The organism is Pseudomonas fluvialis (assembly GCF_002835605.1).
Taxonomy (GTDB): domain Bacteria; phylum Pseudomonadota; class Gammaproteobacteria; order Pseudomonadales; family Pseudomonadaceae; genus Aquipseudomonas; species Aquipseudomonas fluvialis.
In genome coordinates this window covers 290,405-310,671 of record NZ_PIYS01000005.1, presented here as the reverse complement: position 1 = coordinate 310,671, position 20,267 = coordinate 290,405, and the positions used below count along the sequence as shown (strand labels likewise).

Annotated in this window: 18 protein-coding genes; 2 read left to right on the top strand and 16 right to left on the bottom strand. The window is 64.1% G+C overall.

Annotated features, from left to right (window positions below):
* The first annotated feature begins 148 nt into the window (after positions 1–148).
* Positions 149–628, top strand: a complete 480-nt coding sequence (locus tag CW360_RS05385; RefSeq protein ID WP_101192989.1) for a YajQ family cyclic di-GMP-binding protein — start codon at positions 149–151, stop codon at positions 626–628.
* A 106-nt stretch (positions 629–734) separates the two neighbouring features.
* On the top strand, positions 735–1,568 hold the full coding sequence (locus tag CW360_RS05380; protein WP_093985173.1) for a mechanosensitive ion channel family protein: 834 nt from the start codon (positions 735–737) through the stop codon (positions 1,566–1,568).
* A gap of 11 nt (positions 1,569–1,579) precedes the next feature.
* On the opposite strand, the gene CW360_RS05375 is transcribed toward CW360_RS05380, so the two are convergent.
* The 16 genes from CW360_RS05375 to dksA all read right to left on the bottom strand — a co-directional run bounded on the left by CW360_RS05375 (position 1,580) and on the right by dksA (position 20,220).
* Positions 1,580–1,888 (bottom strand): DUF2845 domain-containing protein, encoded by a 309-nt coding sequence (locus CW360_RS05375; protein ID WP_093985172.1) that lies wholly within the window; start codon positions 1,886–1,888, stop codon positions 1,580–1,582.
* Between the two features lies 1 nt (position 1,889).
* Positions 1,890–2,201 carry a DUF2845 domain-containing protein gene (locus CW360_RS05370; protein ID WP_093985171.1) on the bottom strand — a complete coding sequence of 104 codons (312 nt, stop codon included), beginning with the start codon at positions 2,199–2,201 and terminating at the stop codon, positions 1,890–1,892.
* A complete protein-coding gene (locus tag CW360_RS05365) occupies positions 2,198–5,134 on the bottom strand; it encodes a DUF748 domain-containing protein (protein WP_483878455.1) in 2,937 nt (978 codons plus the stop codon). The genes CW360_RS05370 and CW360_RS05365 overlap by 4 nt, the downstream gene beginning before the upstream one ends.
* 59 nt (positions 5,135–5,193) lie before the next feature.
* A complete protein-coding gene (locus tag CW360_RS05360) occupies positions 5,194–6,210 on the bottom strand; it encodes a class I SAM-dependent rRNA methyltransferase (protein ID WP_093985169.1) in 1,017 nt (338 codons plus the stop codon).
* A 162-nt stretch (positions 6,211–6,372) separates the two neighbouring features.
* On the bottom strand, positions 6,373–7,554 hold the full coding sequence (locus tag CW360_RS05355) for an acetyl-CoA C-acetyltransferase (protein WP_101192987.1): 1,182 nt from the start codon (positions 7,552–7,554) through the stop codon (positions 6,373–6,375).
* Positions 7,555–7,637: 83 nt separating this feature from the next.
* Positions 7,638–9,302: a glucose-6-phosphate isomerase gene (gene pgi, locus CW360_RS05350; RefSeq protein WP_101192986.1), complete on the bottom strand. Its 1,665-nt coding sequence runs from the start codon at positions 9,300–9,302 to the stop codon at positions 7,638–7,640.
* Between the two features lie 91 nt (positions 9,303–9,393).
* Entirely contained in the window at positions 9,394–9,774 is a 381-nt protein-coding gene (panD, locus tag CW360_RS05345) for an aspartate 1-decarboxylase (RefSeq protein WP_093985166.1), read from the bottom strand.
* A gap of 79 nt (positions 9,775–9,853) precedes the next feature.
* On the bottom strand, positions 9,854–10,705 hold the full coding sequence (gene panC, locus CW360_RS05340; protein ID WP_101192985.1) for a pantoate--beta-alanine ligase: 852 nt from the start codon (positions 10,703–10,705) through the stop codon (positions 9,854–9,856).
* Complete coding sequence (gene panB / locus CW360_RS05335; RefSeq protein ID WP_101192984.1) at positions 10,702–11,502, bottom strand: 3-methyl-2-oxobutanoate hydroxymethyltransferase; 801 nt, start codon at positions 11,500–11,502, stop codon at positions 10,702–10,704. The genes panC and panB overlap by 4 nt, the downstream gene beginning before the upstream one ends.
* 103 nt (positions 11,503–11,605) lie before the next feature.
* Positions 11,606–12,115: a 2-amino-4-hydroxy-6-hydroxymethyldihydropteridine diphosphokinase gene (gene folK, locus CW360_RS05330; protein ID WP_170307360.1), complete on the bottom strand. Its 510-nt coding sequence runs from the start codon at positions 12,113–12,115 to the stop codon at positions 11,606–11,608.
* 1 nt (position 12,116) lies between these two features.
* Positions 12,117–13,523 (bottom strand): polynucleotide adenylyltransferase PcnB, encoded by a 1,407-nt coding sequence (locus tag CW360_RS05325; RefSeq protein WP_093985162.1) that lies wholly within the window; start codon positions 13,521–13,523, stop codon positions 12,117–12,119.
* 636 nt (positions 13,524–14,159) lie between these two features.
* Positions 14,160–15,569, bottom strand: coding sequence for a sigma-54-dependent transcriptional regulator (locus CW360_RS05320; protein WP_101192982.1), 1,410 nt, complete (start codon positions 15,567–15,569; stop codon positions 14,160–14,162).
* A 43-nt stretch (positions 15,570–15,612) separates the two neighbouring features.
* Positions 15,613–18,561: a sensor histidine kinase gene (locus CW360_RS05315; protein WP_101192981.1), complete on the bottom strand. Its 2,949-nt coding sequence runs from the start codon at positions 18,559–18,561 to the stop codon at positions 15,613–15,615.
* Positions 18,545–18,721 carry a hypothetical protein gene (locus CW360_RS05310; RefSeq protein ID WP_093985232.1) on the bottom strand — a complete coding sequence of 59 codons (177 nt, stop codon included), beginning with the start codon at positions 18,719–18,721 and terminating at the stop codon, positions 18,545–18,547. The genes CW360_RS05315 and CW360_RS05310 overlap by 17 nt, the downstream gene beginning before the upstream one ends.
* A 78-nt stretch (positions 18,722–18,799) precedes the next feature.
* Positions 18,800–19,684, bottom strand: a complete 885-nt coding sequence (gene gluQRS, locus CW360_RS05305) for a tRNA glutamyl-Q(34) synthetase GluQRS (protein WP_101192980.1) — start codon at positions 19,682–19,684, stop codon at positions 18,800–18,802.
* A gap of 92 nt (positions 19,685–19,776) precedes the next feature.
* Positions 19,777–20,220, bottom strand: coding sequence for an RNA polymerase-binding protein DksA (gene dksA, locus CW360_RS05300; RefSeq protein ID WP_093985158.1), 444 nt, complete (start codon positions 20,218–20,220; stop codon positions 19,777–19,779).
* Positions 20,221–20,267: the final 47 nt, after the last annotated feature.

Below are 20,267 nucleotides of genomic sequence, written 5' to 3'. Positions count from 1 at the left end.
TCGCTGAGGCGGAGCGGATCATGAGGTGGCATGCTGCCGAATCCGCAGTGTTTTGGGAGGCTCAGTTATAATGAGCCGGCCTTTTTATCGTCAAGCCAGGTACGCCCCATCCGTGATGGGCTTCGTACCGTTTATCAGGAGAGTTTTCATGCCTTCGTTCGACGTGGTGTCCGAACTGGACAAGCACGAGGTTACCAATGCCGTGGACAACGCTGTCAAGGAACTGGAGCGGCGCTTCGACCTGCGTGGCAAATGCAGCCTGGAGCACAAGGACAAGACCGTGACGATTACCGCCGAGGCCGAGTTCATGCTTGAGCAGGTGCTCGACATCCTGCGCGGCAGCCTGATCAAACGCAAGATCGATTGTCAGTGCCTGGAAGTCAAGGACGCCTATGCCTCGGGCAAGGTCATGAAGCAGGAGGCGCTGCTGCGCGAGGGGATCGACAAGGAGCTGGCGAAAAAGATCGTCGCGTTGATCAAGGACTCGAAGATCAAGGTGCAGGCGGCCATTCAGGGTGAGCAGGTGCGGGTGACCGGCAAGAAACGCGATGAGCTGCAGGAAGTGATTGCCCTGCTGCGCACGCAAAGCCTGGGGATGCCCTTGCAGTTCAACAACTTCCGCGACTGATGCGCAGCGCCGGGGGAACCCGGTGGCTTGTCACGGGTCGGACAATGGACGTCGCCTGGTTGCGCCAGGCGACGTCTTTTTTTTGTGGCAAACCAAGGAGGTAGGCATGGAGATGAACGTGCAACAACTGGAACACTGGCTGGATCGCTCGGAGGCCTGGTTGCCGGTTGTCATGCAATATGCCGGACAGTTGCTGCTGGCTTTGCTGACCCTGACGGTGGGCTGGTGGCTGGTCAACGGTTTGACCCGACGGGTCGGCAATTTGCTGCAGTCGCGTCAGGTGGACCCAACCCTGCATGGTTTTATCGGTAGCCTGGCGAACATCCTGCTCAAGGTCCTGCTGCTGGTTAGCGTGGCCTCGATGATCGGCGTGGAGACCACGTCGTTCATTGCCGTGATCGGTGCCGCCGGCCTAGCTATCGGCCTGGCGTTGCAGGGCAGCCTGGGCAATTTTGCCGGCGGGGTGTTGATTCTGCTGTTTCGCCCTTTCCGGGTGGGGGAGTGGATTGAGGCACAGGGGGTCAGTGGTACGGTGGACAGTATCCAGATCTTCCACACGACGCTGCGCAGTGCCGACAACAAACTGCTGGTATTGCCGAATGGCAGCCTGTCCAACGGGGTGATCATCAACCACTCGCGGCAGCCGACCCGTCGTGTGGACATCAACCTGGGCATTGCCTACGGTAGCGATGTGCAGCAGGCCCGCAGCGTGTTGCTGGCGGTGGCCGAGGACAGCAGGGTGCTGCGTGATCCCTCGCCACAGGTGGTGGTAACCGCGCTGGGCGACAGTGCCATCAACCTGTCGTTGCGCCTGTGGGTCAATTCGCCGGACTACTGGCCAGTGCTGTTTGCCTTTACCGAGCAGGCCCAGCAGCGTCTGGCTGCGGCCGGTATCGAGATCCCCTTTCCGCAGCGCGTGGTGCACCTGCGCCAGGCGTGACGGGCGGCGCGTCAGCGGCCACGCCGGCTGCTGATGCGCACCAGGCGGTTACCCTCGAAACGCAGGAAGTAGTACATGCCATTGTACGGCCCGTAGCTCCATTCCTCGACGGCCACTTCGTGAAGGAAACCGTAGTCGTCGCGGCGTTCCCGGTAGCCCAGCGGGTCGCGGCTGTTGGGTTCGCCGCACTTGCTGTGTACTTCATGGCTGCTGTCGTCCAGGCTGACCAGCTGGTTGCCGCAGCGGTGGGTGGAGGCGGCCTGGAGCAGTGCGGGACTGCCCAGCAACAAAACCAGGCTCAGCAGGTGGCGGGGCGACATCTCAGCGGTTCCTCTTGCGTTCGATGCGCACCAGGCGGTTACCTTCGAAGGTCAGGATATTGAGCATGCCGTTGTTCGGGCCGTACACCCATTCCTCGATCAGCAGCTCGCGGCGCTCGTAAGGGCCGAGGGTATAGCCTACCGGGTCGCGGTAGCGCGGCTCGCCGCAGGCCTGTAGTACTTCGAACTTGCGATCACCCTCGCTTACCAGGCTGCTGCCGCAGCGCAGGCTGTCGGCCTGCGCTGGCAGGCTGGCGCCGCTCAGCAGCAGAAGGGTGAGGGCTAGGTGAGGTAGCGCACGGTAGTGGTTCATAGGCTATCCAGATGCAGGCGGGTTTCGCTGGCCCGCTCGGGCTCGCCGGCTTCGACGCTGACGTCGAGCAGGTAGACGCGGCTGTCTTCCAGGCCGGCTTCACTGACCAGGAAGTCCTTGATGGCGGTAGCACGGGTCTGTGCCAGTTGGCGCAGTAGCAGGTTGCTGTCTTGCCAGTGTTGCAGCAGGGCCTGGCGCAGTTGCGCAGTGCGTTGCTCATCGTCTAGCTCGCGCCAGGCCGCTGGGGGCTGTTGCTTGAGGCGCGCGCGGTAGATGCCTTCCAGCAGCGCCGGCTTGTCGTCTTCGGGAACCTGCAGTTCACGTGCCGAGGCGGGCACTCGCTCACCACGCCGTTGCAGGAGACGGTACCAAGTGTACTGGTATTCGCGCTCCAGGCGGGCTGCAGCGACGTGCGGGCCGTCGGCGGCCGTGCTGGCCAGCGCTTCGATTTCCAGGCGCAATGCCGGGCGGTCCTGCAGCGCCTTGCCCAGCGTGCGTAGATTGTCCTGGGCTGCACCATCCAGTTGCTGGCTGCCGGAGGCGAAGGGCACCACACTGAGGTCGGCGTTGTTGCCGCCGACCAGGCCGGCGACGAACTTGAAGGGCGCCTGGGCAGCGCGCAAGACCAGGTTGCGCAGGGTCTGCCAGACGATCGGCATGACACTGAACTCGGGGTTGTTCAGATCGCCCTGCACGGGTAGGCGGATCTCGATCTTGCCTTCGGTATCCTTGAGCAGGGCCACGGCCAGACGGATGGGCAGGTCGACGGCATCCGGGCTGTCGACTTTCTCGCCCAGTTGCAGCTGCTCCAGCACCACAGCGTTGTCGGCATTCAGCTTGCCCTGTTCGATGCGGTAGTGCAGGTCGAGGTTGAGCCGGCCCTTGCGAATGCGGTAGCCGGCGAACTTGCCGGAGTAGGGGGTCAGGGTGGTCAGTTCGACGCGCTTGAACTGGGTAGCGATGTCCAGTTTGGCCAGCGGGTCGAAGGGGGTGAGCTGGCCCTTGATGCTTACCGGCGCATATTTGTCGACCTTGCCGCTGATATCCACTCGGGCGGCACTGTTGCGCTGGCTGTCGAGCGTACCAATGCGTCCGTGCAACTGCTGGATGGCGGTGGCGAAGCTGGGCATCAGGCTGAAGTCGGCAAAGTTTGCCGAGCCGTCGTTGATGGCGATACCGCCGATGCGCAGGGCCAGGGGGCTGCCCGGGGCGGCTGCGGGAGGCGCGCTGGCGGGCTGGGGTATCAGCAGTTCACCCAGGTTGGTCGTGCGGTCTTCATTGATGATGAAGCGCACATAGGGCTGTTGCAGGTCGACGCTGGCGATGTGCAGGTGCTCGCCGTGCTGGTAATCCAGGCCGTCGAGGTTGAGTTTTTTCCAGCGTACGAAATCGCGTCCCTTGAGCTTGTCGAGGCTGTGCAGTTGCTCGACCTGCGCGGCGCCGCGTACCTGCAGTTGCAGGGGCGTGCCGTCGCGCAGGCTGACCTGCAGCTGGCTGCCGAGCAGGCCGCTGCGCAGCTCAAGGCGCACATACGGATTGAGATAGCCCTGGGCCAGGCGTAGATCGAGCTGCTGGGCATCGATGGTCAGCTCCACGGCCAGGGGTTGCAGTTGTATCTGGCCACTGCTTTTGAGGCGGCCCTGTTTGCCGACCTGGCTCTGCAGGCTGACCGGGAAGGCTTGGGCTGAGCGGCTGTCGAAGTTCTGCAGGCTCAGTTGCAGCTGGCTCAGCTCCAGAGCCAACGGCGGGTTGACGGTGCGGTCGGCGAGGTGCAGCTGGTAGTCGCGTAGGTCAAGCGCCTTGACCTGGATATGCCAGGGCTGGCTACTTGTTTCAGCCGTTTCACTGGACTCGTTTGGCGGCGTTGCTGCGGGCGGCGCAGCGGGCGTCGTGCGGCCAGGCGGTTGAGCCAGCAATTTCTGCCAGTTCAGCTGGCCGTCGGCTTCGCGGCTTAGCCAGGCTTGCAGTGCCTGGCTGTCGATACGCCCGAGGTGCAGCTGCTGCTTGGCCAGGTCCAGTTGTCCATCGTGCAATTCCAGGCTGGCCAGCTTGAGCAGGGGCTGGTCGCTGTCGCTGTGCAGGGCCAGGGCGTTCAGGCGGGTATGCAGCTGTTGCAGGCGCAGGTCGGTGCCCTGGCTGAGATCCAGAGTGTACTGAGCGGCTACCTGTAGTTCTCCGCCCTTCAGCTTCAGCGGCAGATGTTCGCGGACATAAGGCCAGAGCGCCTGCAGTTGCACATCGCGCAGGCTGAGCTGGCCGCTGGACTGCAGCGGTTGCAGCTGCAGCGTACCCTGCCAGTCGAGCTTGCCACCTTGCGCTCCCTGGGCGCTGAGCTGCAGTGCGGCGTGCTCCGTGGCGCGTGTGTCGAGGTGCAGCAGCTGCAGATCGAGGTCCTGGTAGTCCAGGGCAATGGGTTCGGCGAGGCGCTGGTCGGCGAAGGCCAGGGCGCCCTGGCGGATGGCTAGACGCTCCAGACGTATTGCGGGCATGGGGCTGTCAGCGGATTCGCTGGGCGGCTCGCTGGTCGGGCCGGGTTTGAACAGCTGTGCCAGATTGAGTTGACCGTCCGCGGCAAAGGCTACGGCAATCTGCGGCTGCTGCAGGCGTACTTCACCTAGGTGCAGGCGACCTTGCCACAGGCTGCTCCATTGCAGGTCGGCATACAGCTGCTCGAGACGAATCGGCTCCTGCTCGGGTGTGCCGATACGTAGCCCCCAGGCCTGTACTTCCAGGGTGAAGGGATTGAGCTGCAGGCGTTGCAGACTGGCAGCTTCGCTGGCCTGCAGGCTGAGCTGCTGGTTGATCAGGCGCAGGGCCAGACCGGGAATCAGCAGAAAGCCCAGCAGGCTGTAGAGGGTGAGGGTTACGGCAAGCGCGCGCAGGGCGCGGGTCAATCCTTTGGGCATGGCGAACGGCCTGTGTGACTCATGCATAAACGCGCTGGCATGCCAGCTCGCTCGAGTATGGCACGCCTGGGCCGGGCGACGAATGATCAGAAGCGCAGAATGAGCGTCTTCAGCGGCGGTTGAGCGTCGTGCGAGGGAAAGTCAGCGGCTGGCAGTAGTTGTTGCCAGTCGCGCACCGGGCGCCCCAGTTTGCTGGCGCAGCGCAATACCTGTTCCAGCCAGTCGCTGAAGGCTACCTTGGCCAGGTTGTTGTTGCAGACCAGGATGCCGTCACGTGCCGTGGTGAGGATCGCCGGTTTGAGCAGGCTCTGATAGTCGCGCAGCAGGTCCACCGTGCCGAAGGCACTGCGCGCCCAGGCCGGCGGATCGAGGAACACCATATCAAACTTGCGTTGTTCCAGGCGCGGGTAAGCCGGCAGGGCCTGGCCGCGGCGCCGCGCCAGGGGCAGGCCGGCCCACTGGCGGATGGCCGGAAAATAGTCGGACTGCACGAACTGCATGGCCGGCAAGTGCGGGTTGAGTTGGGCATTCTCCCGGCCAACCTGCAGGTTGCCCTCGGCAAAGTCGAGGTTGACCACCTCGCGGGCGCCACCGGCGGCGGCACACAGGCCGACACCACAGGTGTAGGCGAACAAGTTGAGCACGCGTTGCCCGGCGCTGTTGGCCTTGACCCAGGCACGTGCCTGGCGCAGATCGAGGAACAGCAGCGGATCCTGCCCGGCATGCCGGCCGCGCACCCGGTAGTGGATGCCCCATTCCTGACCCTGCTGATCGGCCAGCGCCTCGGCGCTGGCGCTGTACACGCTGTCACGCCGGTCGATACGCGAGTTGCCAGCGCTACGGTCGTTGTAAACCAGCTGCAACGGGCTGGCGAGTTGTGCGCAGCACAGGGCATGCAGGTCCAGCAGGGCTTCGCGGGTCAGTGGCTGGTGGAAACTCTGCACCAGCAGCTGGCTGCCATAGCGATCCACGGTCAGGCCGGGCTGGCCTTCCTGGCTGCCGTGGAACAGCCGATAGCAATCGGTCTGTTGTTGGTGCAGTTCGGCCAGCAGCGGCCGGCGGGCATCAAGGGCGGCGCGCAGCGCCTGGTCGAGAGAGGACATGCGCGGCGTCTCGAAATGAAAGGGTGCGCAGTCTACCAAGAAAAACGCCGGCTCCAGGCCGGCGTTACTTGGTGATCAGCGCAGCTTCTGAGCGCTACACCTATTCGCGAGCAGGGCTCGCTTCTGTGCTACAGGGCTGCGCTGTGGCGTATTGCGCCAGGATCAGCTGCGCTCGATGGCCAGTGCGACACCCTGACCGCCGCCGATGCACAGCGTGGCCAGGCCCTTCTTGGCGTCGCGCTTGATCATCTCGTGCAGCAGGGTCACCAGTACGCGACAGCCGGAGGCGCCAATGGGGTGGCCGAGGGCGATGGCGCCGCCGTTGACGTTGACCTTGGTGGCATCCCAGCCCAGCTCCTTGCCTACGGCCAGGGCCTGGGCGGCGAAGGCTTCGTTGGCTTCGATCAGGTCGAGGTCGGCCAGTTGCCAGCCAGCCTTGCTCAGGCAGCGCTGGGTGGCGCCGACCGGGCCGATGCCCATGATTGCCGGATCGACGCCGGCATTGGCGTAGGCGGCAATGCGCGCCAGTACCGGCAGGCCGAGGGCCTGGGCCTTGCTTGCGCTCATCAGCAGCACGGCAGCGGCGCCGTCGTTGAGGCTGGAAGCGTTGCCGGCGGTAACACTGCCATCCTTCTTGAAGGCCGGCTTGAGCTTGGCCAGCGACTCGGCTGTGGTGCCGGCGCGCGGCTGCTCGTCGCTGGCGAAGCTGACCGGCTCGCCTTTGCGCGAGGGGATGAGGATCGGGGTGATTTCATCGGCGAAGCGCCCGGCTTCGATGGCGGCCACGGCCTTCTGCTGCGAGGCGGCGGCGAAGGCATCCTGCTCCTCGCGGCTGATGGCGTACTTGTCCACCAGGTTCTCGGCGGTGATGCCCATGTGGTAGTCGTTGAAGGCGTCCCACAGGCCGTCCTGGATCATCGTGTCGATCAGCTTGCCGTGGCCCATGCGCTGGCCGGTGCGTGCGGCGGGCATGACATAGGGCGCCTGGCTCATGTTTTCCATGCCACCGGCGATTACCACCTCGGCGTCACCGCAACGAATCGCCTGGGCGGCCAGGTGCAGGGCCTTGAGGCCGGAGCCACAGACCTTGTTTAGGGTGAGGGCCGGTACGGCGTGCGGCAGGCCGGCCTTGAGCGCGGCCTGGCGAGCGGTGTTCTGCCCGGCGCCGGCGGTCAGTACGTGGCCGAGGATTACCTCGTCAACCTGGGCCGCCTCCAGCCCGGTTTGCTCCAGCAGGCGGCGGATGACCGCGGCGCCCAGGTCTACGGCGGCGACATTCGCCAGTGAACCCTGGAAGCTGCCAATGGCGGTACGGCTGGCGGCTACGATGACGACGTCTTGCATGCAATTCTCCTCTGCGCCCGGGTGCGGGCAGGGTGGGCCGAAAACACCGGCCATCTTGGCATAGCCGCGCTAGAGCGGCCAGTTCAGCCGCGATGGCGGTTACGGAAGAAACTCACCAGGCCGGCCGTGGAGGCATCCAGTGGCTGTCCACTGTCCTGGCCCTGTAGGTGCTGATAGACCTGACGTCCCAGCTGCTTGCCCAGTTCTACGCCCCACTGGTCGAAGGCATTGATGCCCCACAGCACGCTCTGTGCATAGACCTTGTGTTCGTAGAGGGCGATCAGTGCGCCGAGGCGGCGCGGGCTGACGCGCTCCAGAATCAGCGTGTTGCTCGGCCGGTTGCCGGGAATCACCTTGTGCGGGGCCAGGCGTTGTACGTCCTGCTCGTCCAGGCCCTGGGCGCGCAGTTCGGCGGCGGCCTCGGCGAGGGTCTTGCCGTGCATCAGCGCCTGGCTCTGCGACAGGCAGTTGGCATACAGCCACTGGTGGTGATCGGCCAGCGGCTGATGGCTGACCACCGGCACGATGAAGTCGGCGGGAATCAGCGGCGTACCCTGGTGCAGCAACTGGTGGTAGGCATGCTGGCCGTTGCAGCCCACGCCCCCCCAGATCACCGGGCCGCTCGGCGTGTGCAGCGGGCTGCCGTCCTGGCGTACCGACTTGCCGTTGGATTCCATGTCGAGTTGCTGCAGGTGGTCGGTGAAATTGCGCAGGTAATAGTCGTAGGGCAGGATCGCATGGCTCTGAGCGCCCCAGAAGCTGCCATACCACAGGCCCAGCAGGGCCAGCAGTACCGGCATGTTGCGGGCCAGCGGCGCCTGCAGAAAATGCTGGTCCATGCAGTACGCGCCGGCCAGCAGTTCCTTGAAGTTGGACATGCCGATGGTCAGGGCAATGGGCAGGCCGATGGCCGACCACAGCGAGTAGCGTCCGCCCACCCAGTCCCACAGCGGGAAGATGTTCTCGGCACGCATGCCAAAGTCGATGGCCGCCTGCGGGTGGCTGGTGACGGCGACAAAGTGCCGGTGCAGGCCGCTTTCGCTGCCCCCCTGGGCGAAGTACCAGGCGCGTGCCGCCTCGGCATTCTTCAGGGTCTCCAGGGTCGAGAAGGACTTGCTGGAAACGATGAACAGGGTGGTGGCGGCATTCAGCTGGGCGGTGACTTCGCGGAACTCGCTGCCATCGATGTTGGCCAGGTAGTGACAGTGCACGCCCTTCTGGTTGAACGGCTGGAGCGCTTCGGAAACCAGTTGCGGTCCGAGGAACGAGCCGCCGATACCGATGTTGACCACGTCGGTGATGGCCTGCTCGCTGTAGCCGCGCCACAGCCCGTTATGGATGCGTGCGACCAGTTCGGTCATCTGCTGCAGCACCTGATGGACCTGCGGCATGAGGTCCGTGCCCTGCAGGTACAGCGGCTGGCCAACCGGGCGGCGCAGGGCCGTGTGCAGCGCCGGGCGGCGTTCCGAGGTATTGACCTCGGCACCCTCGAACAGCGCGCCGATGGCTTGGGGCAAGCCAGCCTGCTCGGCCAGTTGCAGGAGCAGCGCGAGGCTCTGCTCGTCGATCAGGTTCTTCGAGTAGTCGAGAAACAGTCCGCAGCTTTCCAGGGAGTAGCGCTCGAAGCGCTGCGCATCGCTGGCGAAGGCTTCGCGCAGGTTGAAATGCTGCATGGCCTGGCGCTGCGCATGCAGGGCCGGCCAGGCGGGCAGGGCGGTGATGTCCACGGGGTTGAGAAAATGCGCCATGCCGGCAAAGTCCTTATGTCCTGCGGGAAATGCCCGGGCAGAAAAAGGCCCGGTGCTGACCGGGCCTGATTCTAACCGCAGTTGCCGGGTTTCAGGCGAGCTGCACGGGAATCGCGTTGCTGGTGTGGCTCAGCTCGTTGCCGGGCGCCATGTACAGCATGCGCGGCTGGAAGTGCTCCAGTTCGGCTTCGCTGTAGTGGGCATAGGCGCAGATGATCACCCGGTCGCCTACCTTCGCCTTGTGTGCCGCGGCGCCATTGACCGAAATGATCCGCGAGCCTTCCTCGCCACGGATGGCATAGGTGGTGAAACGCTCGCCATTGTCGACGTTGTAGATCTGGATCTGTTCGTATTCGCGGATGCCGGCCAGGTCCAGCCATTGCCCGTCGATGGCGCAGGAGCCTTCGTAGTCGAGCACGGCGTGGGTGACTTCGGCGCGGTGCAGCTTGGCCTTAAGCATGATGGCGTGCATGGCGTTTTCCTCCTCGGGACGCGGCGGCGGCAGAGTGTGCCTAAGGGGGCTGCGCCGATCAAGCGCAGCACGCAGGGATTCAGTCGAGACTGAACTGCAGGTTGTCGATCAGTCGGGTTGTGCCCAGGTATACGGCGGCGAGCAGGACCAGTTGGCGATCGCTGTCCTGTACCTCGCGCAGCCGGACGGCCTCACGCAGCTCCATGTAGTCGGGGCGCAGCCCTGCATCCTCAAGTTGCTGGCGGGCGGCAGCCAGCAGAGTGGACTGCGCAGACGGCTGGCGACGGATCTCTTCGGCCAGTTGCTGCAGGGTGCGATACAGCAGGGGCGCCAGGGCGCGTTGGCTTTCGTTCAGATAACCGTTGCGTGACGACAGCGCGAGGCCGTCGGCGGCACGCACGGTGGGCTCGCCCATGACCTGGATGGGTAGGTTGAGGTCGCGCACCAGCTTGCGAATGACCGCCAGTTGCTGGAAGTCCTTTTCGCCGAATAGCGCCAGGTCGGGTTGCACCATGTTGAACAGCTTGCAGACCACTGTGGCCACGCCCTCGAAGTGTCCAGGGCGACTGGCGCCGCACAAACCTTCGGAAACCAGCGGCACGCTGACGCGTGTCTGCTGCTGCATGCCGTCCGGGTAGACTTCCTCGACATCAGGGGTGAACAGCAGGTGACAACCTGCGCCGACCAGCTTTTCCTGATCGGCGACCAGGGTGCGTGGGTATTTGTCGAGGTCTTCGTTGGCGCCGAACTGCAACGGGTTGACGAAGATGCTGGCGACCACGAAATCAGCGCGCTGGGTGGCTTTTTCCACGAGAGCGATGTGCCCGGCGTGCAGGTTGCCCATGGTGGGTACCAGGGCGATACGCTTGCCCTCGCTGCGGGCACGGCTGACGGCGGCGCGCAGTTCGCGCAGGCTCTTGACGGTGATCATGCGGAGAATCCGTGTTCGGCGGCAGGGAACTCGGCGGCCTTGACCGCGCGGACATAGGCGCTGAAGGCGCCGAGCAGGCTGTCCTGGCCGCTCATGAAGTTCTTCACGAATTTCGGCGTGCGCCCGGATAGCGACAGGCCCAGCAGGTCGTGCATGACCAATACCTGGCCATCGGTATCCACGCCGGCACCAATACCGATTACCGGGATCTGTACGGCGCGGCTGATTTCGGCGGCCAGTGCGCTGGGCACGCACTCCAGCAGCAGCATCGCCGCGCCGGCCTGCTCCAGGGCCATGGCATCGGCGAGCAGTTGGCGCGCCTGGGCTTCGCTGCGTCCCTGCACCTTGTAACCGCCGAACACATTGACCGACTGCGGAGTCAGGCCAAGATGTGCGCAGACCGGTACGCCGCGTTCGGCCAGGCGGCTGATCGGCTCGGCCAGCCAGGCGGCGCCTTCCAGTTTGACCATGTGCGCGCCGGCCTGCATCAACGCTGCGCAGGAGGCGTAGGTCTGTTCCAGGCTGGCGTAGCTCATGAACGACAGGTCGCTGAGAATCAGCGCGCCCTGGTTGCCACGTTTGACGGCGGCGGTGTGATAAACCATGTCGGCCAGGCTGACCGGCAGTGTGCTGTCATGGCCTTGCACTACCATGCCCAGTGAGTCGCCAATCAGCAGCACATCGACCCCGGCCTGGCAGGCCAGTTGGGCGAACGTGGCATCGTAGGCCGTGAGCATGGCGATTTTTTCGCCTTTTTGCTTGAGCGCCTGCAGGGTGCTCAGGGTTACAGCGGGCATTTTTCTCGTCCTCATCGGCGCCGCCGGCACGGGGCTCGGGGCAACGGGACGCCTATAGTCCAGATGGGGGGGCGCCAAGTCAATTGCGGGTGTTACCCCGGTGTTACGCCGTTACCTCGTCGAGCAGGCGCTCTTCCAGGCGCTCCAGGCCCTGGTAAGGGCACTGTGCGAGCAGTTCGGTCAGCCGCCGTCCGTCGGGCAGGATCAGTTCCCCGGCGATCTCTGCCAGCGGATAGAGCACGAAGGCGCGGGCGTGCATGTGGTAGTGCGGTACCTGCAGGCGTGGCAGGTCGATACGCTGTTCGCCATACAGCAGGATATCCAGGTCGAGGGTGCGCGGCCCCCAGCGCTCCGCCTTGCGTTGACGGCCGTGGGCCTGCTCGATGCCTTGCAGGGCGTCGAGCAGCGCTAGTGGGGGCAGTTGGGTGTGCAGGCAGGCCACGGCATTCAGGTAGCGGGGCTGGTCGGGCGGGCCGAGTGGGTCGCTGGCATAGGCCGAAGACAGAGCCAGCAATTGACTGTCGGGCAATCTGGCCAGCGCCTGACAGGCATCGCGCAGTTGTGCCAGGGGCTGGGCAAGGTTGCTGCCCAGGCCGATGTATACCTGTGGCACCTTACTCGCCTGCCTGCTCGCTACGTGGCCCGCGTCGCCGCTTGCCGCCACGGCGGCGTTTGCGTGGTGCGGCACTGGCGGGCTCATCTGGCGTGGCACTGTCGCGCTGGCCTAGCTGGCGAATCATCTGGCGCCGCTGGCTGTCGCTGGCCTCCTGGTAGAGCGTCCACCATTCGCCCAGGCCATCGGTCTGCTCGCCGGCACTTTCGCGCAGGAGCAGGAAGTCGTAGCCGGCGCGGAAACGCGGATTCTCCAGCAACAGGTCGGCACGCTTGCCGCTGCGCCGAGGCAGGCGTTCCTGCATGTCCCAGATTTCCCGCATGGGGATGGTGAAACGCTTGGGTACGGCGGTGTGCTTGCATTGCTCTATGACCAGTTCCTGAGCCGCATCCTGCAAGGCCACGCTGGCCGGCAGGCCGCGCTCCTGCAGTTGTGCCGCGCGCGGTGCCAGTGCCGGCCAGAGCAGGGCGGCGAACAGGAAGGCCGGGGTGACCGGTTTGCCCTCGGCAATACGCTGGTCGGTATTGATCAGTGCCTGGCGAATCAGTGCCTCGCTGTAGCGCGGGTTGCGCTGCAGCGCCTTGGCGCTGGCCGGGAACAGCGGGGCGAACAGGTCGTACTGGCAGAGCAGGTCGAAGGTGATCTCGGCCTGGCCACTGAGGAACAGCTTGAGTACTTCCTCGAACAGTCGTGCCGCAGGAATGTCGCGCAACAAGGGGGCGAGGCGGCGAATCGGGGCGGCGGTGTGCCGCTCGATGTCGAAGTCCAGCTTGGCGGCAAAGCGTACCGCGCGCAGCATGCGTACCGGGTCTTCCTGGTAGCGTTGCTCGGGGTTGCCGATCAGGCGAATCAGCTGATTGCGAATGTCGTGGACACCATGCGCGTAGTCGAGGATGCGCTCGCTGCCCGGGTCGTAATACAGCGCGTTGATGGTGAAGTCGCGGCGCTCGGCGTCTTCTTCGAGGGTGCCGTAGACGTTGTCGCGCAGGATGCGTCCGCTTTCGTGATGCGCCGACTGCTGGTTGTCGGGGCGTGCCTGCTCGACATGGCCGGCGCGGAAGGTCGCTACTTCGATGATTTCGCGGCCAAAGTGCACGTGCACCAGCTTGAAGCGCCGGCCGATCACCCGGGCATTGCGAAACGCCGCGCGTACCTGTTCCGGGGTGGCGCTGGTCGCTACATCGAAGTCCTTGGGGGGCAGGCCGAGCAGCAGGTCGCGCACACAGCCACCCACGGCATAGGCCTGGTAACCGGAGTGCTGCAGTCGTTCGATCACGCTCAGCGCGTTACGACTGATCTGCTGGCGCCCCAGCGGATGCTGGCGCTTGCTGAGCACCAGCGGCGTGGTGCGTGGATGGGGCTGGCGTTTCCGTGGTGAACGCAAAGACTGGATCAGCTTTTTCAGCATGGGGGGCACTGTGTGGCGAATGAGGCGGCCGTTTACAGGCTTGACCGCAGAAGTGCCGCGGATTCTAGCACCGCTCGCCGGCAGGGTGAACGAAGTGGGTAGTCCAGGAAGCACAAGGGGGAGCCTAGGCTCCCCCTCAAATCACTGCGTGCTCTATTGTTATTATTGTCGTGGGCTTGCTTTTCTTGTTGTTTGACCCGGTCCCACTGGCTTGTGACCTGGGACAGCCCTCAGATCGAGGGGTAAGAGCAAACGGATTGCTTTGGTCGCTGGTGGATCTCGGAGCCAAGGCTCTTTGCAGTTCGGGCGCTGCCTTGAGGCAGTTTTATTGTTCTCGGACTGCTGCCGGGATTCCCTGGCCGACCAACCCTCTCCAAAAGAATCAGTTAGCTGCGCCTCCGCCTTGTTGTTCTTGTTGTGCTGGAGTCGTTGCGTGTTGTTCTTGTTATGGGTGTGCGGTTCTTCTTGTTGTTGTGCCTGACATAAAGCATTTGCTGTGCCAGTTTTTGTTTTTTATTTTAAAACAATGAGTTATGTTTTTGTCATTACTGAATGAGCATAAAAAAACCGGGGCCTCGTTACCGTAAGCCCCGGTTCTGTTACGTCTCGGCTTGTGGGTAACAGGCTGGTTGCGGATTATTCGCTGCCCGCTGCGCTCTTGCGGCGCGGAATACCCAGGCGCTGGCGGCGCTCCCACAAGCACTTGCGACTGATGCCCAGCTTGCGGGCCAGTTCGGTCTCGGTCATGTGATCCTGGTGCTCGAGCACGAAGTGCTGGAAGTAATCCTCCAGCGACAGGTCTTCACTGGGCTCCAGGCTGACGGCGGCCGCGCTGTTGGCGAAAGGATCGCCGTCGACTTCGAGATCCGGCTCGATATCGATACCCAGCAGTTCGGTGGAAATCTGCGGGCCTTCGCAAAGAATCACCGCGCGTTCAATGGCGTTCTCCAGTTCCCGCACGTTACCCGGCCAGCTGTACTGGCGAATCGCCTGTTCGGCTTCGCTGGCAAAATGCAGGGGTTCACGCTCCATGCGCTGACATTGCCGGGCGAGGAAAGATTGTGCGATTTCCAGCACGTCATTGCCGCGTTCGCGCAGCGGGGGGAGGCGCAGAGATATCACATGCAGCCGGTAGTAGAGGTCTTCGCGGAACTGGCCGATCTTCGACAGGGCCTTGAGGTCGCGGTGGGTCGCGGCGATCAGGCGCACATCGACTTTCTGTGACTGTACTGAACCGACCCGGCGGATCTCGCCTTCCTGGAGCACCCGCAGCAGGCGGGCCTGCGCCTCCAGAGGCAGTTCGCCGATCTCGTCAAGGAACAGGGTGCCACCATCGGCGGCCTCGACCAGGCCGGCCCGGCCGGCGCTGGCTCCGGTAAAGGCGCCTTTTTCATGGCCGAACAGCTCGGATTCGATGAGGGTTTCCGGAATGGCGGCGCAGTTCACCGAAATCAGTGGCGCTTTGGCTCGCCGTGACAGGTTGTGCAGGGCGCGTGCCACCAGTTCCTTGCCGGTGCCCGACTCGCCCTGGATCAGTACGTTGGAGTCGGTGGGGGCTACTTTGCGAATCTTGTTGTACAGCTCCTGCATGGGCGCGCAGGAACCGATGATGCCCAGCTCGCCAGTGGCCTGGCTGGGCGGTGTGCCAGTGGGCGAGGAGGACTGTTCGACGCTGGTTGGGCCGCGCTCGCCGCGCTGGCGTTCGCTGAGGATACGCGCCACGGCCTGGAGCATTTCGTCGTGGTCGAAGGGTTTGGCGATGTAATCGACGGCACCCATTTTCATCGAGTCCACGGCCGAACGCAGACTGGCATAACTGGTCATGATCAGCACCGGGGTGCCCTGGGCCAACTTGATCAGTTCGGTGCCGGGCGCGCCCGGCAGGCGCAGGTCACTGACCACCAGGTCGAATCCGGGGATGTTGAAGCGCTCCTGGGCTTCCTGTACCGAGCCTGCCTCGCTGACCTGATACTGGTTGCGCTCCAGCAGACGGCGCAGGGCCGAGCGGATGATGGTTTCGTCTTCGACGATGAGGATGTGTGACATCAATGCGTTTCTCTCGACGGTCTGGCGGCCTGGTTACGGCCTGCTAGTTCGCTGGGGACGTCGTGTCGACATGGCGCGGCAGGCTGATCCGCAGGCGTGTGCCACGCCCGCTGTGCGGATCGACCGGGCTGTCGATGCTGATCTGTCCATAATGCTCTTCCACGATTGAATAGACCAGCGCCAGGCCGAGCCCGGTGCCTTTGCCAGGGTCCTTGGTGGTGAAGAAGGGCTCGAAAACCTGCTGGAGAATCGCCTTGGGAATCCCGCTGCCCTGATCTTCCACCAGCCACTCCACGCTGTGCTCGCTGGCCTGGCTGCTGATGCGGATCAGCCCGCCGGCGGGCGAGGCATCGCGGGCGTTGCTCAGCAGGTTGATGATGACCTGCGCCAGGCGTTGCGAGTCGCCATCCACCCAGTGTTGTGGGTCGCACTGGTTGCGGAATTCGACGTCCACGGCATGTCGGTTGAGCGAGAGCAGGGCAATGGCTTCCTCGGTGACTGCGGCCAGGCACACCGGCTCGCTGCTTTGCTGGCGGCCGCCGGCATGGGCAAAGTTCATCAGCGACTGGACGATGCGTGACACCCGGCGGGTCTGCTCGATGACTTGGCTGCTGATTTCGTTGATCTCCGCATCGCCCTCCCGCTCTTCACGCAGGTTCTGCGCCAGGCAGGCGATGCCGGTAATGGGGTTGCCGATTTCATGGGCCACGCCGGCGGCCAGGCGGCCAATGCTGGCTAGTCGCTCGGAGTGGGCCAGGCGATCTTCCAGCAGACGGGTTTCGGTGACGTCCTCGACGAGGATTACCAGGCCGCTGTTGCCGGGAGCCAGTGGTTCCTCAATGGCCGCCTTGTGCAGGTTCAGCCAGCGTGCCTGGCCATCGACACTCAGGCGCTGCTTGTGGCGGTGCGGCTCGCTCTGTCGGCTGAACTCTTCCAGCAGGTTGCGCCAGGGCGCTTCCAGGCTGCCCAGCCGCGAGCCGACCACGCGTTGCGCAGATATTCCGGTGAGTTGCTCCAGGGCGCGGTTCCACATGAGGATTTCCTGGTCCTTGGCCAGTGAGCAGACCCCCATGGGCAGTTCCTGCAGGGTTTGCCGGTGGTAGCGGCGCAGGCTGTCCAGTTCGGCGGCCAGGCCGGTGAGGCGCGACTGATAGTCCTCCAGGCGGCTTTCAATGAAGTGGATGTCTTCGCTGACGTAGCTTTCGCTGCCGGATTTGTAGGGCAGGAAGGTTTCGATCATGTCCTGTGCCACGCTGGGCCCCATCAAGCCGGACAGGTTGGCTTCCAGGCGGTCGCGCAGACGGCGCAGGGCGTAGGGGCGGCGCTCGTCGAACGGCAGTTGCAGGTCCTGCAGGGCCTGCTCGACTTCGCGCTGAGCGGTGATGGCGCCCAGTGGCTTGCTCAGTTGCGCAGCGAATTCCTGCGGCGAATTGGCCAGCAGTTCGCGTCGCTGCGGGCGACGAACGTTATCCACGGTGCAGGCGTCGGCGGCGCTTTGTTCCTCGGCGCTGCTGCGGCTGAACAGCGAAACCAGGGTGAACACCGTGACGTTGGCGGCCAGTGAGGCGATGGCGGCGAGGTGCCAGTTGTTACTGTCCAGGTGCAGGGTGTAATCGGCCAGGTGCAGGCTTTGCAGTTCCGTGATCAGCGGCAGCAGCATGCTGACCAGCCACAGGGCGATACCGGTGAGCAGGCCGGCGATGAAACCGCGGCGATTGGCGCTGGGCCAGTAGAGGACGGAGAGGGTGGCGGGGAGAAACTGTAGTGTGGCCACGAAGGCGACGATGCCCAGATTGGCCAGGTCCTGTTCGGCCGCCAGCAGCAGGTAGAAGCCATAGCCGGCCATGATGATGGCAATGATCAGCAGGCGACGTGTCCATTTCAGCCAGCGATAGATGTTGCCGCCAGCAGGTGGCTGGTACAGCGGCAGCACCAGGTGATTGAGCACCATGCCGGACAGTGACAGGGTCGAGACGATGATCAGGCCGCTGGCGGCAGACAGGCCGCCGACGTAGGCGACCAGGGCCAGCAGATCATTATCCAGTGCCATGCCCAGGCCCAGGGTGAAGTATTCCGGGTTGGTGGTAGCGCCCAGGCGCAGGCTGGCCCAGAGGATCAGCGGTACCGCCAGGCTGAACAGCAACAGCAGCAACGGCAGGCCCCAGCTGGCGCTGACCATGGCGCGTGGGTTGAGGTTCTCCGTGAAGGTCATGTGATACATGTGCGGCATGACGATGGCCGAGGCGAAGAACACCAGCAGCAGGGTGCGCCATGGTCCCTCCTGCAGGGGCGTGTGCAATTCGCTGAGGCTGGCCTGGTTCTGTTGCAGCCAGACCTGCAGTTCCTGCGGGCCGTCGAACACGCCATACAGCGCATACAGGCCAATGGCGCCCAGGCAGAGCAGCTTGACCAGCGATTCGAAGGCAATGGCGAAGACCAGTCCCTGGTGTTTCTCGCGGGTGGCGATATGGCGTGCGCCGAACAACATGGTGAACAGCGTGATCAACGCACAGAAACCCAGGGCAAAGCGCTCCTGCAGTGGTTCGCGGGTGAGGATGCCTACCGAGTCGGCGACGGCCTGGATCTGCAGGGCCAGCAGCGGCAGCAGGCCGAGCAGCATGAACAGGGTGGTCAAAGCGCCGGCCCAGCTACTGCGAAAGCGGAAGGCGAACAGGTCAGCCAGCGAGGACAGCTGGTAGGTGCGGGTAATGCGCAGGATCGGGTAGAGCAACACTGGAGCCAGCAGGAAGGCACCGGACACCCCGAGAAAGCTGGCCAGGAATCCATAGCCGTACTGGTAGGCCATGCCTACGGTGCCGTAGAAGGCCCAGGCACTGGCGTAGACCCCCAGTGACAGGGTGTAGGTCAGCGGATGACGCATGATCCAGCGCGGAATCAGGCCACGGTCGCTGATCCAGGCAACACCGAACAGGGTTAGCAGGTAGAGGCAACTGATCAGGATCAGTTGGCCGAGGTCAAAGCTCGTCAGCATCGCGTTGGCTCTGCAGGATAAGGGTTACCACGATGAGGATCAGCCACAGCAGGTAGGGGCGATACCAGGCGCCGCTGGGCTCGATCCACCAGTCCATGATGGCTGGAGAGAACAGGTAGATGCCGACCACCAGGATCAGCACAAGGCGATAGATGTACATGACGAGCGATGAGTCTCAGGCAGCAGGCTGCCAGTTATAAGCGCTGGGCTTCGGCTTGGCGAGTGCTGCGTGGCGTCGTCACGGCAATTGTGCTTCGGCCAGGCTCGCGCAGCGTGGAATGCGCGCCGCCTGCCAGTGCGTGATGGCCCAGCGCATCACCTCGTGCGGCATGGCGTCGTGCAGCGCTCCGGGAGGCTGCTGGCCGAGCGCACGCAGGGCGCGCAGCAGCAGGGGGGCAGCCTGTTGCGCGGGCAGCGGTGGCGAACGGTAGCGCTTGCCCAGCTTCTGTCCGTCCGGCTGGATGATCAGCGGAACGTGCAGGTAGCGCGGCTCCGGCAGGCCGAGCAGTTGTTGCAGGTAGAGTTGGCGTGGCGTGGAATCGAGCAGGTCGGCGCCGCGCACGACATCGGTCACACCTTGCCAGGCGTCATCCACAACCACTGCCAGCTGGTAGGCGAACAGGCCGTCGCGGCGGCGAATGATGAAATCGCCGGCCTCTTGCAGTGCCTGGCTGAACATACCCTGCACGCGATCGGTGAAGTGGTAGGTGCAGTCCGGGACACGCAGGCGGATGGCCGCACCCTGTAGGGCATGACCGGCTGTGCGGCAGGTGCCGGGGTAGCGGCCGGCATGGCCTTCCAGTTGCTTGCGCGAGCAGGTGCAGGCATAGGCCAGGCCACGTTCCAGCAGCTGTTCGACAACTGCGGCGTAGGCCGCCAGGCGCTGGCTCTGGTAGAGCACCTGACCATCCCATTCGAAGCCGTAGTCTTCCAGGGTGCGCAGGATGGCCGCCTGCGCGCCGGGCATCTCGCGGGGAGGGTCGAGGTCCTCCATGCGCAGCAGCCACTGGCCGCCGGCATGGCGGGCATCCAGGTAGGAGGCCAGGGCGGCGACCAGCGAGCCGAAGTGCAGGTAGCCGCTGGGCGTCGGGGCGAAACGCCCGATGTAGGCAGAGTCGGTCATGGCGCGCAGGCTAGTGGCTGTGGCAGATACATGCCAGTCTGCAAAATGCCGACGGGGCGCCTTGGCGCCCCGTCGTGCTGCAGCGAGTGGCCTCAGGAGCCGAGCTGCTTTTCCTTGATTTCCGCAAGGGTCTTGCAGTCGATGCACAGGGTCGCTGTCGGACGGGCTTCCAGGCGGCGGATGCCGATTTCGACGCCACACGAGTCGCACCAGCCGTACTCGTTGTCTTCGATCAGTTGCAGGGTTTCGTCAATCTTCTTGATCAGTTTGCGCTCGCGGTCGCGGGCGCGCAGTTCAAGACTGAACTCTTCTTCCTGGCTGGCGCGGTCGGCCGGGTCGGGGAAGTTGGCGGCTTCGTCCTGCATGTGATGCACGGTGCGATCCACTTCCTGCATCAACTCAAGTTTCCACTTGTTGAGGATGTCGGTGAAGTGGGCGCGCATGGCCTCGCTCATGTACTCCTCGCCCTTCTTTTCTTTGTAGGGTTCGAAGCCACGAATCAGTTGGCTGTTTTGTTGCTTTGCTTTTGTGGCCATGGATGGCTGCCTCTCACTTGCTCTAATCCATCGCGCAGGGGCGTGTC